Genomic DNA, 13,033 nt, shown 5'->3' with positions numbered 1-13,033 from the left:
GAACTATGCCACTGCACGCGCCCCCGCGGCTACCGCTGGAGAAAAATCTAGACGAGCGGCTTCAGGGCCTTACCTGCCAGTTCGACGGCTCCCGGCTGGTGTCCGTTGGTGATCAGGTTGATGATGATGCCGTCGATGCCGTGATCGAGCACGCGCTTCTGCACCTGCTCGGCGACGTCGTCGGGGGTTCCGCAGAAGTGGCGATCGGTGGCCTTCGCCGCATCCTCCTCCGACAGGTTCGTCAGATCGAGGCCCTGCTTGAGCACGAACTCGCGCTGCAGTTCCTTGGCCTTGTCGCCGTCCTCGTCGACTATGACGAACGCGAGGAAACTCGTTTCGAGGTCCTTCGGGTCGCGATCGACCTCCTCGCAGCGCGCTTGGACGGCAGCGATCTTGCGGGGCAATTCGTTTGCGTCGCAGATGATGTTGAGATGGTCGGCGAATTGTGCGGCCAGTCCGAACGTCTTCTTCTCGCCGCCGCCGCCGAGCATGATCGGCAGATCGTCGCGGATGCGAGGCTCGTTGATCGCGTCCTCCACCTGGTACCAGAGGCCGTCGAACGTGGGGCGCTGGCCGCGAAGCATCGGCTCGATGATCTGCAGGGCTTCGTCCAGTCGCTCGAAACGGTCGGTGAAGGTGCCGAACTCGAGTCCGAAGCTCTGGTGCTCGAGCTCGTACCAGCCGGCACCGATACCGAGGATCGCGCGACCGCCACTGACGACATCCAGTGTGGTGACGGTCTTGGCCAGGATCGCGGGATTGCGATAGGTGTTTCCGGTGACCAGCGCGGAGAGCTGGATGGTGTCGGTGGCCGTCGCGAGGGCGGACAGCGCGGAGTAGGCCTCGAGCATCGGCTCGTCGGGCTTGCCGATTCCGGGAAGTTGGTAGAAGTGATCCATCACGAATGCGGTGTCGAACCCGGCCGCTTCGGCCTCGCGCGCCTGCGCGATGACCTGGGGAAAGAGCTCTGCGACCGAACCGTCGTAGCTGAAGTTGGGCATCTGGTAACCGAGGCGAATAGTCACGAGATCCACGCTACTCGGATATCGGCCCCTGGCACGCGTGAGAGCGCGATAATTCGACGATGACAATCTTGGAACTGACCAGGCAGCCGTTCTCCGGGTTCTCGGTCGACGACCTACAGGCGGCGCGCGCGTTCTACGGCGAGACCCTCGGACTGACGGTCACCGAGAACGAGATGGGCATGCTCGAGCTGCACCTCGCCGCCGGGGCGATCGTGCTGATCTATCCACGTCCCGGGCACGTGCCCGCTCGGTACACGATTCTGAACTTCCCGGTTGCCGACATCGACAGTGCGGTCGACACACTGATTGCCAAAGGGATTGTGTTCGAGCAGTATCCGGACATGGGCACCGACGAGAAAGGAATCTTTCGACACGGCGGCCCGCTCATCGCATGGTTCACCGACCCGGCGGGCAATGTGTTGTCGGTGCTGCAGGGTTGAACTCAGGCTGTCGGGAGTGGAGCCTGCGGAACGACTTCAGGCTGTCGGGAGTGGAGCCTGCGGAACGACCTCACGCCGTCGGGAGTGGAGCCTGCGGAACGACCTCACGCCGTCGGCAATCCGGCGTCGAGAGTGACTGTGCCGGAGCTGGTCACACCCGCATCGTCGACCCATTCGACGACGGCGGAATCGCCCGGGCGTCGTCCGATGAGTGCCTGCGACAGGTCCGACGAGGATTCGATCTGCGTGCCGTCGAACGTCACGATCACGTCCGCGGCGGACAACCCCAGGGACTCGGCCGGGGAATCGGAGGTCACCGAGACGACGGCCGCTCCGATCGCCGGCCTGTTCTCGAAGACCGACACATCGCGTACCGAGACACCGAAATACGGTGTGGGGCCTACGTGGACCGTGCCGCCCGATTGCCCGGCGAGTACCTGATCGAGTACCGAGACCGCCTCGGCGATGGGGACGGCATACGCCTCGGGTGCCTGTGGGGGCGAGAATTCGGTGCCGTTGCGGGCCTCGTCGGACAACCCGGCGGTGTTCACGCCCACCACACGGCCCCAGGCGTCGAACAGAGGCCCACCCGAATCCCCCGCTCGCACATCGGCATCGACGCGAATCATCCGCTCCAACGTATTTCGTGAGCCGTCCACCGAACTGCGCGTACGCACCTGCTGATCGAGGGCGGTCACCGCTCCCGGCGCAGGCACCAATACCCCTGCACCCGAGGCATTCCCGACGGCTGTCACCGCATCACCCACCTCGGGAAGTGGGTCCGGGGCAAGCTCGACCACCGGCAGGTCGGCCGCGGTGATCAACTGCACGACCGCCACGTCACGGGACTCGTCGTAGCCCAGCACGGTGGCGTCGTAGATCAGTCCGTTGCCCATGTGCACTGCGCTGATCTCGGTGGCGTTCTCGACGACGTGGAAGTTGGTGACCACGATTCCATCCGGCGCGACGACGAAGCCGGTGCCCGCGACCCCGGTGAAGCCGGCCGATGCCGACAGTGTGACAACGGTGGGATCGACGCGAGCCGAGAGCTCGTCGAGCGTCAGCGGCGGCGGTTCGACGACGGGAGCAGCCGGCGCGATGGGCTCCGGCGTGGCCACGAAGTCTGTGGTTCCCGGATCGAGTTGCGGCGTCGCGAAGAGCCACACGCCGGCAGCGACCAGCGTCAGCACCACCGCTCGTCCACCCGACCGCATAGGAACCGATTATGGTCCGACGATGATGGTGGTGCCAGCTGGTTGCAGCCGATTGCGCCGAACGTCTGGGAACTGCCCGTCTACAGTCTGCTCATGCCCGCGTCGCATCGACCTCGAGTTCTGATCGGTATCTCCGGGTGGACGTACGCGCCGTGGCGAGGTGATTTCTATCCGGCGGGCTTGGCCCATCGCAAGGAGCTCGGGTACGCGTCGGAGAAACTGTCGTCGATCGAGATCAACGGCACCTTCTATGCGATGCAGAAGCCGTCGAGCTTCACCAAATGGCACGACGAGACCCCGGACGACTTCGTGTTCTCGATCAAAGGCGGTCGCTACGTCACCCATATCAAACGGCTCGTCGGGGTCGAGGCAGCGCTCGCGAACTTCTTCGCCACCGGCGTGTTGACGCTGGGCGACAAGCTCGGACCGTTCCTGTGGCAGTTGCCACCGAACCTCGAATTCGACGCACAGAAGATGGCGGATTTCTTCGCCTTGTTGCCCCGAACAGTTTCTGCTGCAGTCACTCTGGCCCATTCTCGCGACGACAAACTCGCCGAGGATCGAGTGTTGCTGCCTTCGCCGTCGTCTCGGCCGCTTCGGCACTGCGTGGAAGCTCGGCATCAGAGTTTCGCCACCGATGAAGCTGTGGAGTTGTTGCGAGAGAACGATATTGCGTTCGTAGTCGCCGATACTGCCGGTAAGTATCCGTACGTTGACACTCCGACGGCCGATTTCATGTACGCCCGCCTGCACGGCGACCAGGAGCTGTACGCCAGCGGCTACACCGATGACGCTCTCGACCGATGGGCGGCGAAGATCTCGGACTGGACGGCCACGGGCCGAGACGTCCACGTGTATTTCGACAACGACATCAAGGGACACGCACCCTTCGATGCCATGAGACTGATCGAGCGAATCGGTAGATGAGTATTCGGCTCTCTAGCTGATCGGGTAGATGTACGAATAACTCAATGTTCTCGTCCTGGCGCAGGTAGCGCTTCTGCCACACGGGACAAGCTCTGTGCGGAGGCCAGAACCGTCGCCACCTTCTCTCGCAGGGCATCGCCCTCGAAGGTCTCCGCTCGGCCGCCCACGCTGATCGATGCAACGACCGCACCGTTTCGTCCGAGGATCGGTGCTCCGACGGCCGCGACACCGGTGAGGTAATCCGAGTTGCTCAGTGCGTACCCCTGAGACCGGATCTGTTCGAGACGGGTGAGCAACTCTTCCGGCGCGGTCGGTGTTCGATCCGTGAACGCAGGTAGGTCATCGGCGAGCCACCGGTCGCGTATCCGGGCGGAGAACGCCAGCATGGCCATCGGGCCTGCAGTGGCGTGATACGGCAGTACCGAACCGATCGAAATGCCCGCAACCACCAGGGGATTGCTTCCTTCGTGGCGATCGATGCAGACGGCTCCCTCGTCCGCTGGGACCATGAGATATGCAGTGTCGCCGAACTTTTCGGCAATCTCCGACAGGTATGGTTGCGCCGCACCGCGGATGTCGAGTTGGGTCAGTGCCGACGACCCGATCTCGAACACGGGCATGGCGATTCGATACGAGCCTTCGGCCGTTCGATCCACCCAACCGGCATGAATCAGCGTGGTCATCAGTCTGTGCACGGTCGTCTTGTTCATTCGACTTGCAGTCGTCAGGTCGTTGAGCGTCCACACCGGATGCGTCGTATCGAAGTGATCGAGCAATGTGCAGGCTTTGACGACGGCACCGACTATGTCGCGGCCGGCGTGGGTATCGGACTCGGTGGGAACGTCCACGTGTTGTTCCTTCCGGTCGGCTGAAGCGTCGACGCCATCCTACGAAGCGATCGGAACCGGTGAGTGCACCGACCGGTGTTGACTTGTGATCCGAGCCACTCTAAATTCGGAATACGTTCCGCATTACGAAATGGATGGTGCTCATGACCGCGACACTCAGAGATCTGACCGAACAGGGCCTGGTGTACGCCCCGGGCGTATGGGACGGACTGACGGCAAAGCTGGCCGAACAGGCCGGGTTCTCGGCCCTGTGTGCCTCCGGCTTCGCCGTGTCGGCCGCACTCGGACTCCCCGACGCCGAGCTGTACACGATGACCGAGAACCTCCAGGCGGTGCGCACCATCGGCGAGGCGTCGTCACTACCGTTGGTCGCGGATATCGATACCGGCTACGGAAACGCCGTCAACGCGGCGCGGACCGCAGGTCGATTCGCCGTCGCAGGTGTGCAGGGCGTCTTCATGGAAGATCAGCTCTCGCCGAAGAAGTGCCCCATCTGCGTGGGCGAGCCCGTGGACCTCATCAGCATCGAGGAAGCGTCGGGAAAGGTCAGAGCAGTGCGGGATTCGCTGCCGGACCACGTCCTGATGATTGCCCGCACCGATGCGCGTGGCGACGACGCGATCCGACGCGCGACTGCATACGTCGACGCCGGTGCCGACATGATCATGCCGGTCACGAAGACCTTCGAGACCGCCGACGAGTGGGCTCGCTGTCACGACGCCGTCGGTGTCCCACTGATGGCGACATTGACCGCGTCTACGTGGACCGAGCGCGAGTTCACCCCGGAGGTGTTGCAGCAGATCGGCGTTCGACTCGCTCTACTGCCGACCCAGGTGCTGATGGCTGCCACCGGAGCTGCTCGTGAGGCTCTGCGCCGACTCGCAGGCGGAGAAGCCCCGGCGGAGGTGAGTGCCGACGCGCTGCAGCACCACGAGTTCGTCGATCTCATCGGTTTTCCGGAAGTCGAAGCAGCGCAACGCAAGTACCTTCCCGCCGACTCGAAGGTGTGATCGGTATGAGTTCCGACGCACTGACGATGGTCGAGAAGATCCTCGGCCGAACCTGTGATGCCGATGTGGTGCACGCCGGAGAGAATCATGCCGTGCGACCCGCACGGATGATCGCCTACGACTTCCCGGGCTACACCGACGTGATGTTCCGGCAGATGCGCGAGGACTTCGGCATCACCGAACTCGACGACCCGGCGCGATACGTCGTCTTCATCGACCACATGCTCACCAAGAAGAACGCCAAAGAACAAGAGGTGCATCAGATCACGCGAGATTGGTGCGAGTTCTACGGCATCGAACTGCACGAGGGTCGCGGCATCGGTCATCAACTCACCGCCGAACTCGGACTCGCGACGCCAGGAGATTTCCTCGTCCACTTCGACGGGCACATCAGCGGAATCGGTGCCTTCGGTGCACTCGGTTGGGGCATCCGGCGCGATCTGATCGAGGCATGGGTGACAGGACAGCTGTACGTCGACATCCCGGCCACCACCCGGTTCGACCTCGTGGGTGAGTTCGGCCCCGGCGTCGACAGTCGCGATCTCGTCCACACGATCATCGACCTGGTCGGTGCGGACGGGTGCGCCCACCAGGTCATGGAGTTCGGTGGTCCCGGAGCGCGGTCGATGAAGATCGACCACCGCCAGGGACTGTGCGGGATGGCGATGTTCACCGGAGCGGTCTCGGCGATCTTCGAACCCGACGAGCTGTCGCTCGCCTACGCCCACAACGTCGCCCGGCACGCGTTCAGCCCCGTGCTCCCCGACGAGGGCGCCACCTACGCGGCCCGCCACACCATCGACCTGTCCACCATCGTTCCGCAGGTGGTGCAGCCCGGCTCGGCCCGTGCCGCCAACACGCATACCGCCGCCGATCTGGCCGGAATACCGATCACGAAGGCGTTCATCGGGTCCTGTGCCAGCGGCCGCATCGAAGACTTGCGCGCGGCGGCTCTGGTGCTCGACGGGCGGACGGTCGCACCCGGGGTCGAGTTGAACGTGGTGCCGACCTCGCAGAAGGTGCACGATCAAGCCGAAAGCGAAGGGCTGCTGGACATCCTGCGTTCGGCGGGCGCGCATATCGCGGTGTCGAGCTGCGACTTCTGCTTCGGATACCAGAAGCCCCTCGCGGCAGGCGAGAACTGCATTTCCACCGGGGTGCTGAACATCTCCGGGCGAATGGGTAGCTCCGACGCCAACATCTACATGGGTTCACCCTTCACCGTCGCGGCCAGCGCCCTGGCCGGGACGATCGCGCAGGTGGGGTCATGAGCGCATATCCGCCCCCGCCCGACGTCATCGACGGCGCAGTCGCGTGGATATTCGGCGACGACTTCGACATCGATCTGGTGGTGGGTGTCGCGAACATCAAGTCCTACGACCCCGATCACCTCAGATCGGTCTGCATGGCGGCGTACGACCCGGATTTCGTCGATCGAGTTCGCCCCGGAGACATCATCGTCGGTGGGCGGAACTTCGGCTACGGACATCCGCACTATCCGCCGATGGTGGCGTTGCGCAACCTGGGCATCAGTGCCGTTGTGGCGGAATCGTTCTCGCCCGGATTCTGGCGCGGCGAGACCTTCAACGGTATGCCCCTGATCACCGTCCCCGGAATATCGGACGCGGTGGCCGTCGGTGACGTAGTCGGACTCGACTGGCGTCGGGCCGAGGTGTCGAAGGCGGACGGCACCACGATCACCGGTCATCCACCCAATGCCCGCACGGTCGCCGTCATCGAAGCAGGAGGGTCGTACGAACTGCTTCTCTCCGAACACCGAAGCAAGCAACCACTCACAGAAGGATCAGCGCGATGACGAACACCGAACACTCCCGCGCAGGAGTCGCACCGCCCAAGGCGGACACCACGACCGCGCGCCGAGCTGCGCTGGCCGGAGGTGTCGGCACGCTCATCGAGTATTACGACTTCGCGGTCTACGGCTTCCTCGCCGTCGTCATCGCACCGCTGTTCTTCCCATCCACCAGCCCCGGCGTATCGATACTGGCGACCTTGGCGGTCTTCGGCGTCGCCTACGTCGCCCGTCCGCTCGGCGGAATCTTCTTCGGAAGACTCGGAGACCGTAAGGGTCGTCGGCACGCCCTCGTCATCACCGTGGTGTGCATGGGCGTCGCCTGCGGCATTCTCGGCCTGCTGCCGACGCACTCGAGCGTCGGCGTGCTGGCCCCGGTTCTGCTGGTCATCGTCCGGCTCGCCCAGGGATTCTCGGCGGGCGGTGAGATCGGCGGTGCCGCAACCTACATCGCCGAATCGGCACCGCCGAACCGTCGTGGATTCTTCGGTTCGTTCACGCCGGTGGGATCGACACTCGGCTTCGCCGTCGCTGCCGCCGTCGTCGGGGTCGTCGCTCTGATCACGACCGACGAACAAATGTCGTCCTGGGGATGGCGCATCCCGTTCCTGCTTGCTCTGCCCCTGGCGTTCGTATGTCTCCGTGTCCGGCTGAAGCTGGAGGACAGCCCGGAGTTCGAGGAAATGGCAGCCAAGAACGAGGTAGCCAAGAGCCCGTTGAGTGACGTGGTGAGGAAGCAACCGTGGTCGGTGCTCCGCGTCGTCGGCATCGCGATCGCGATGAACGGATCCGGATACATCGGACTGACCTACTTCAGCGTGTACCTGATCAACGACCTCGGGTTCTCGAAGGACTCGGTGTACTGGACGTCGGCGGTGGCAATTGCGTTGGCCTGCGCCACTTTTCCGTTGAGCGGGATGCTGACCGACAGATTCGGCCGCAAACCGGTACTGCTGTTCGGCTATGTGGCCTACGTGATCATCGCGCTACCGGTCTTCATGATTCTCGGTGCCACGTCGAGCATTCTGATCGTCGGCGTCGTCTACTTCGTCTACATGGTGCTCAATGGCGTCGTACAGGTTCCGGCGTTCCCGCTGTTCACCGAACTGTTCCCGCGATCGGTTCGCTACACCGGAGTGTCGTTGGGCTTCAACATCGGAACGATCGCCGCAGGCGGAACTGCGCCGTACGTTGCTGCACAGTTGGTCGAATCGACCGGCAACGCCATGTCACCGGCGTACTGGGTGATGGGCGTGTGCGCCATCGGTGTTGCGACGGTGCTGACCATCAAGGAGACCGGCCACAGCACGCTCCCCGTGTAGCTGGAGCTACTCTGCTGTCAGCAGCGATCCCATCAGGCTGGTCGACGGCAGCGCGGACCGGATGACCGGCACACTGGGTACATGAAGCTATTGGTCCTCGGCGGCAGTGAGTTCGTGGGGCGAACTGCCGTCGAACATGCTCTCGATCTGCAGTGGAACGTCACGGTACTCAATCGCGGCACGACCCCGTCGGATCCCCGGGTCAACCAACTCCGTGGAGACAGACGCGCGACCGATGGGCTGAATGCGATTCGAGAAGGTTACTGGGACATGGTGTTCGACACCTGGTCATGGGAGCCGAGCGCCGTCGAGCGGTCGTCGGCGACGCTCGTCGGTCGAGTCGATAGCTACATCTACGTCTCGAGCCGATCCGTGTACGACGCGCCCGAGGCAGGAGCGAACGAGACCTGGCCGACGGTCCACGGGCCTGGCGAGGACTATGCGCGATGCAAACTCGGCGGTGAGCAGGCCGCTGCTGCAGCGTTCGGCGCTCGAGCGCTGCTGGTCCGCGCCGGGCTGATCCTGGGACCCTACGAAAATATCGGCCGACTTCCCTGGTGGCTGAACAGAATCGAGCGCGCTGGCGATGTGCTCGCGCCCGGTCCCGCCGACCTGGCACTGCAATATGTCGATGCCCGCGATCTCGTTGCCTGGAGTCTGGATGCAGCGGCCCGGGGTCTCGGGGGCGCGTACGACGTGGTGAGCCGGCCAGGTCATGCCACGATCGACGACGTTCTGCAGGCCTGCATCCAAGCCACCCGCTCCGATGCTCGGCTGTGCTGGGTGGAGCCGGACGTACTCAGCGCTGCAGGCGTGCAGCCGTGGACGGAGCTCCCGATCTGGATTCCGCCGGGGGTCGATCACGATTCGTTGCATGCATCCGATGTCTCGAAGGCAGTCGCTGCGGGGCTCCGGACTCGTCCGATTCAGGAGACCATCGCCGACACGTGGATGTGGTTGCAGTCGCTGAACGGACGGACGCCGATGAGGGACGATCGGCCGCCCGTCGGACTCTCGGCCGAGCGTGAGGCGGCAATTCTGGCGGGGCGGTGAACTCGGCAGACGCGCGCGGAATCGTCGGACGCGTTCGGAATTGCCACAGGATCGATGTCGAAATCGCGCGCGTCTGACAAACGCGCGCGCGTTTGCGGGGAAACCGGCCCCGCTACCTCACTATTCGCCACTCTCGACCCAAAGCTAGAGAACGATAGACAACCCTACGGAGCGCAGAGTCGACGTACCGCACCCTCGATGATCGACGCCCGACGCTGGTGTTCGGTGTCGTCGACGGCTCCGCAGTCGTTACCCGGCGCGGTCATCCACGACGAGGTGATGCCGAAGATCATGGTGAACAGGTCGTCGACGGTGAACGCGTCCGAGATCGTCCCCTTCTTCTGTACCGCGGCCACAGCCGTTCGTCGCTCGGCGAACACCGATCGGACCTTCTCCACGCCTGCCGCGCCCTTGCCGCCCTGAAGTTGCGTCCACAGCAGCAATCGGTGTTCCTCGGGGTGTGCGGCGAAGTGCAGGTACTCGCGGGCGGCGTATCGCCCCAGATCGTCGGCGGTGAACGGAACCGATTCGAGAAATCGGGTGAATCCGTCCTCCATCACGGCTCGGAACAGTGCTTGCTTGTCGCCGAAATAGGCGTACAGGCGTTCCTTGCTGGCCTTGGCAGAGACGGCGATGCGATCCACTCGTGCTCCGGCCAGTCCGTGCTCGGAGAATTCTGCGCGAGCGGCGGCGACGATGCGGGCGCGGGTTGCGCTGGCGTCAGGCTTCATGACGGTCACGATACCGCCTACCAACTAGTTCGTTTGACACCTCGGACGGCATCGCCTACCTTTTCGATCGGGACATTTTCGTGCCCGAGAATCGACGAGTACGAGTGGGGTAGAAACATGTCGCAGCTCTCCGAGCGAGAATCGCCGGATCTCAACCCGAACTACGAGCGCCGATGGCTGGTGCTCTGCATCGTCGCCATCACTCAGCTCACGATCGTGCTGGACGGCACCATCGTCAACATCGCGCTGCCGCAGGCTCAGCTGGACCTGGGTATCAGCGACAGCAGCCGCGCCTGGGTCATCACCGCCTACGCGTTGTCGTTCGGCGCACTTCTGCTGCTCGGCGGACGCATCGCCGACTACTGGGGACGCAAGCGCTCGTTCATCGTCGGCATGGCAGGCTTCGCAGTTGCCTCCGCAATCGGCGGACTCGCCCAGGAGGGCTGGCAGCTGTTCATCGCGCGCGCCGGCCAGGGCGTCTTCGCCGCACTGCTCGCACCGGCAGCACTGGCCATCCTGACGGTCACGTTCACCGACACCAAGGAACGAGCCAAGGCATTCGGCGTGTTCGGAGCGATCGCCGGTGGCGGCGCAGCCGTCGGCCTGCTCCTCGGCGGAGTGCTCACCGAATACGCGAACTGGCGCTGGTGCCTGCTCGTCAACATCCCGGTCGCCGTGGTCGCCATCGCTGCCGCGGTGCCGTTGGTCAAGGAAAGCAAGGCGCACGGAGACACTCGCTACGACCTGCCGGGCGCGATCCTCGTCGCACTCGGGCTGGCATCGCTGGTCTACGGCTTCACCGAAGCCGAAGACGGCTGGGCGACGGTACCGACCATCTCCTTCATCGCCCTCGGCCTCGCTCTTCTCGCGGCCTTCGTCGTGGTGGAGTCGAAGTCGGACAACCCGTTGCTTCCGCTCAGTGTGCTGCTCGATCGGGACCGCGGTGCCGCGTACATCGGATCCGCCGTCATCGGTGCCGCATTGCTCGGCGGCACGTTGTACCTTACGTTCTACTTCCAGATCGTGCTCGAGATGAGCCCGGTGATCGCCGGCGTCGCGTCGCTGCCGATGACCGGTGGAATCCTGATCACCGCTGCAATCGCCTCCGCGCTGGTGCCGAAGATCGGGCCCAAGCCGCTGATGACCGTCGGTCCCGTCGTGTCCGCGATCGGCCTGCTGCTGCTCACGCAGATCGGTGTCGACACCTCGTACTGGACGCACGTCCTCCCGGGCGTCGTGCTGCTCGGCCTCGGTCTCGGCCTCCTGATGGTGCCGATGCAGAACGTCGCGCTCATCGGAGTGCCCGATCACGACGCAGGTGCCGCATCCGCGCTGATCAACGCCACTCTGCAGGTCGGCGGCGCACTCGGCGCGGCGGTGTTCACCACGGTGTACACCTCGTCCAAGTCCACGTACCTGGCCGAGAACCCCGCACCGACTCCGCCTGCCGGAGTTCCTGCCGAAGCTCTCGCGAGCCAGGAGATCCCCAGCGACGAAGTACTGGCCGCGTTGCCGGAGCCGATCCGAAACTTCGTGCTGGCCACCATCGACCACGCCTTCGCAGCCGAGGTCTCGGGTTACGCGTGGGCCTTCGGGACCGCGGCGATCCTCGTCGCGCTGGTGTGCCCGGTCGTGTTGGTGCTCGTCCGTGCGAAGAAGGACGACCTGCCCGTCGGCGACACCCCGGTGCACATCGGATAGGTCATGCAGGACGAACCCCGCTGCTCACCCGTCGAGCAGCGGGGTTTGTCGTAGTGCGGGTCTCTACTCCGGGTCGATCGCGTCGGCCTGCGCGGTGAGCAGCATGTGCAACAACTCCGGCGGCAATGCCAACGGTGGCATCGAACCGAGGGTGATGGAGTTCTCGGCATCGCCGTTGAGCTCCGTCACCTCGTCGTGCAGTCTTTCCATCTTCTCGTCGAGCTTGTTCGCGCTCTCGGCGGCCTCGGTCAGTTCGGCCAGCAGAGTGGGCGGAATTTCTCCGCGGTACTTGTAGAAGATCTTGTGTTCCAGGCTTGCCCAGAAATCCATCGCGATGGTTCGGATCTGCAGCTCGACGAGCACCGGTTGGACGCGGTCGGACATGAACACCGGAATCTCGACGATCAGGTGCAAACTCTTGTAGCCGTTGGGTTTCGGATTCGCGATGTAGTCCTTGGTCTCGACGACGCGCACATCGCTCTGGCTACTGAGCATGTCGGCAATGCGGTAGGTGTCGGAGATGAAGCTGCAGGTGATGCGCACACCCGCGACGTCGAAGATGTTCTCGCGGATCGCGTCGAGATTGAGCGAGCACTTCTTGCGTTGGGCCTTGTCGATGATGCTCTCGGGCGTCTTCAACCTCGACGAGACGTGTTCGATGGGGCTGTAGCGGTGAATGTGGGTGAATTCCTGCTTGAGGATGTTGATCTTGGTGATCAGCTCGTCGATCCCGAACTTGTAGCTCATCATGAATCGCGTGAAATCGTGCCTGAGTCGACCCAGGTCGACCGCGGTTTCACTGTTCTTCATGACCTCGTTCATGAACACGATTGTCCACGACGGCAGGTCGGGCGCGCGCGGCGCGCGAATCGAAGCTCGCATCACTGCACGACGGGCCCAGTTCGGGGGTGAATCTCACGACGCCACAGGACTGGCACTGATGCGTCCGGTG

General features: G+C 63.9%; 13 protein-coding genes. 8 read left to right on the top strand and 5 right to left on the bottom strand.

Annotated elements, in window-relative coordinates; translation table 11 throughout:
• Nucleotides 1–47: 47 nt before the first annotated feature.
• Nucleotides 48–1,025, bottom strand: coding sequence for an LLM class F420-dependent oxidoreductase (locus CH274_RS02020; RefSeq protein WP_032397300.1), 978 nt, complete (start codon nucleotides 1,023–1,025; stop codon nucleotides 48–50).
• A gap of 59 nt (nucleotides 1,026–1,084) precedes the next feature.
• Here CH274_RS02020 and CH274_RS02015 point away from each other — a divergent pair, with 59 nt between their 5' ends.
• The gene (locus CH274_RS02015) at nucleotides 1,085–1,465 is read left to right on the top strand and encodes a VOC family protein (RefSeq protein ID WP_094646163.1); all 381 of its coding nucleotides are present in this window, start codon (nucleotides 1,085–1,087) and stop codon (nucleotides 1,463–1,465) included.
• Nucleotides 1,466–1,569: 104 nt separating this feature from the next.
• On the opposite strand, the gene CH274_RS02010 is transcribed toward CH274_RS02015, so the two are convergent.
• The gene (locus CH274_RS02010) at nucleotides 1,570–2,679 is read right to left on the bottom strand and encodes a S1C family serine protease (RefSeq protein WP_094656607.1); all 1,110 of its coding nucleotides are present in this window, start codon (nucleotides 2,677–2,679) and stop codon (nucleotides 1,570–1,572) included.
• Between the two features lie 93 nt (nucleotides 2,680–2,772).
• Between CH274_RS02010 and CH274_RS02005 the strand changes: the two genes are divergently transcribed.
• The gene (locus CH274_RS02005) at nucleotides 2,773–3,606 is read left to right on the top strand and encodes a DUF72 domain-containing protein (RefSeq protein WP_094656780.1); all 834 of its coding nucleotides are present in this window, start codon (nucleotides 2,773–2,775) and stop codon (nucleotides 3,604–3,606) included.
• Nucleotides 3,607–3,647: 41 nt separating this feature from the next.
• Here the strand turns inward: CH274_RS02005 and CH274_RS02000 are convergent, their stop codons facing one another.
• Nucleotides 3,648–4,454, bottom strand: coding sequence for an IclR family transcriptional regulator (locus CH274_RS02000; protein ID WP_094646161.1), 807 nt, complete (start codon nucleotides 4,452–4,454; stop codon nucleotides 3,648–3,650).
• 134 nt (nucleotides 4,455–4,588) lie between these two features.
• Here CH274_RS02000 and CH274_RS01995 point away from each other — a divergent pair, with 134 nt between their 5' ends.
• From CH274_RS01995 to CH274_RS01975, 5 genes are all read left to right on the top strand, one after another.
• Entirely contained in the window at nucleotides 4,589–5,464 is an 876-nt protein-coding gene (locus CH274_RS01995) for an isocitrate lyase/PEP mutase family protein (protein ID WP_032396828.1), read from the top strand.
• 5 nt (nucleotides 5,465–5,469) lie between these two features.
• Nucleotides 5,470–6,735 (top strand): 3-isopropylmalate dehydratase large subunit, encoded by a 1,266-nt coding sequence (locus CH274_RS01990; protein WP_373453899.1) that lies wholly within the window; start codon nucleotides 5,470–5,472, stop codon nucleotides 6,733–6,735.
• Nucleotides 6,732–7,280: a 3-isopropylmalate dehydratase gene (locus tag CH274_RS01985; protein ID WP_045197542.1), complete on the top strand. Its 549-nt coding sequence runs from the start codon at nucleotides 6,732–6,734 to the stop codon at nucleotides 7,278–7,280. Before CH274_RS01990 ends, CH274_RS01985 begins: the two co-directional genes overlap by 4 nt.
• Nucleotides 7,277–8,596 (top strand): MFS transporter, encoded by a 1,320-nt coding sequence (locus CH274_RS01980; RefSeq protein ID WP_032396826.1) that lies wholly within the window; start codon nucleotides 7,277–7,279, stop codon nucleotides 8,594–8,596. The genes CH274_RS01985 and CH274_RS01980 overlap by 4 nt, the downstream gene beginning before the upstream one ends.
• Before the next feature lie 81 nt (nucleotides 8,597–8,677).
• Nucleotides 8,678–9,649, top strand: coding sequence for an NAD-dependent epimerase/dehydratase family protein (locus CH274_RS01975; RefSeq protein WP_094656606.1), 972 nt, complete (start codon nucleotides 8,678–8,680; stop codon nucleotides 9,647–9,649).
• A gap of 164 nt (nucleotides 9,650–9,813) precedes the next feature.
• Here CH274_RS01975 and CH274_RS01970 read toward each other — a convergent pair whose 3' ends face one another.
• On the bottom strand, nucleotides 9,814–10,380 hold the full coding sequence (locus CH274_RS01970; RefSeq protein ID WP_032397298.1) for a TetR family transcriptional regulator: 567 nt from the start codon (nucleotides 10,378–10,380) through the stop codon (nucleotides 9,814–9,816).
• Nucleotides 10,381–10,497: 117 nt separating this feature from the next.
• Between CH274_RS01970 and CH274_RS01965 the strand changes: the two genes are divergently transcribed.
• Nucleotides 10,498–12,081, top strand: coding sequence for an MFS transporter (locus CH274_RS01965; protein WP_032396824.1), 1,584 nt, complete (start codon nucleotides 10,498–10,500; stop codon nucleotides 12,079–12,081).
• A gap of 63 nt (nucleotides 12,082–12,144) precedes the next feature.
• Here the strand turns inward: CH274_RS01965 and CH274_RS01960 are convergent, their stop codons facing one another.
• Nucleotides 12,145–12,903 (bottom strand): GTP pyrophosphokinase, encoded by a 759-nt coding sequence (locus CH274_RS01960; protein ID WP_052050039.1) that lies wholly within the window; start codon nucleotides 12,901–12,903, stop codon nucleotides 12,145–12,147.
• Nucleotides 12,904–13,033 lie beyond the last annotated feature (130 nt).

The sequence above is a fragment of the Rhodococcus sp. 06-418-5 genome (genome assembly GCF_002258285.1).
GTDB lineage: Bacteria > Actinomycetota > Actinomycetes > Mycobacteriales > Mycobacteriaceae > Rhodococcoides.
Note: the sequence above shows the minus strand (reverse complement) of the source record. Positions and strands in the feature narration are given on the sequence as shown.

Bases quoted from the DNA above. Each gene is read 5' to 3' on its own strand.
- CH274_RS01995 (WP_032396828.1), top strand. From the start codon at position 4,589: ATGGTGCTCATGACCGCGACACTCAGAGATCTGACCGAACAGGGCCTG.
- CH274_RS01985 (WP_045197542.1), top strand. From the start codon at position 6,732: ATGAGCGCATATCCGCCCCCGCCCGACGTCATCGACGGCGCAGTCGCG.
- CH274_RS01960 (WP_052050039.1), bottom strand. From the start codon at position 12,903: ATGAACGAGGTCATGAAGAACAGTGAAACCGCGGTCGACCTGGGTCGA.
- CH274_RS02015 (WP_094646163.1), top strand. From the start codon at position 1,085: ATGACAATCTTGGAACTGACCAGGCAGCCGTTCTCCGGGTTCTCGGTC.
- CH274_RS01965 (WP_032396824.1), top strand. From the start codon at position 10,498: ATGTCGCAGCTCTCCGAGCGAGAATCGCCGGATCTCAACCCGAACTAC.
- CH274_RS02010 (WP_094656607.1), bottom strand. From the start codon at position 2,679: ATGCGGTCGGGTGGACGAGCGGTGGTGCTGACGCTGGTCGCTGCCGGC.
- CH274_RS01980 (WP_032396826.1), top strand. From the start codon at position 7,277: ATGACGAACACCGAACACTCCCGCGCAGGAGTCGCACCGCCCAAGGCG.
- CH274_RS01975 (WP_094656606.1), top strand. From the start codon at position 8,678: ATGAAGCTATTGGTCCTCGGCGGCAGTGAGTTCGTGGGGCGAACTGCC.
- CH274_RS02005 (WP_094656780.1), top strand. From the start codon at position 2,773: ATGCCCGCGTCGCATCGACCTCGAGTTCTGATCGGTATCTCCGGGTGG.
- CH274_RS01970 (WP_032397298.1), bottom strand. From the start codon at position 10,380: ATGAAGCCTGACGCCAGCGCAACCCGCGCCCGCATCGTCGCCGCCGCT.
- CH274_RS01990 (WP_373453899.1), top strand. From the start codon at position 5,470: ATGAGTTCCGACGCACTGACGATGGTCGAGAAGATCCTCGGCCGAACC.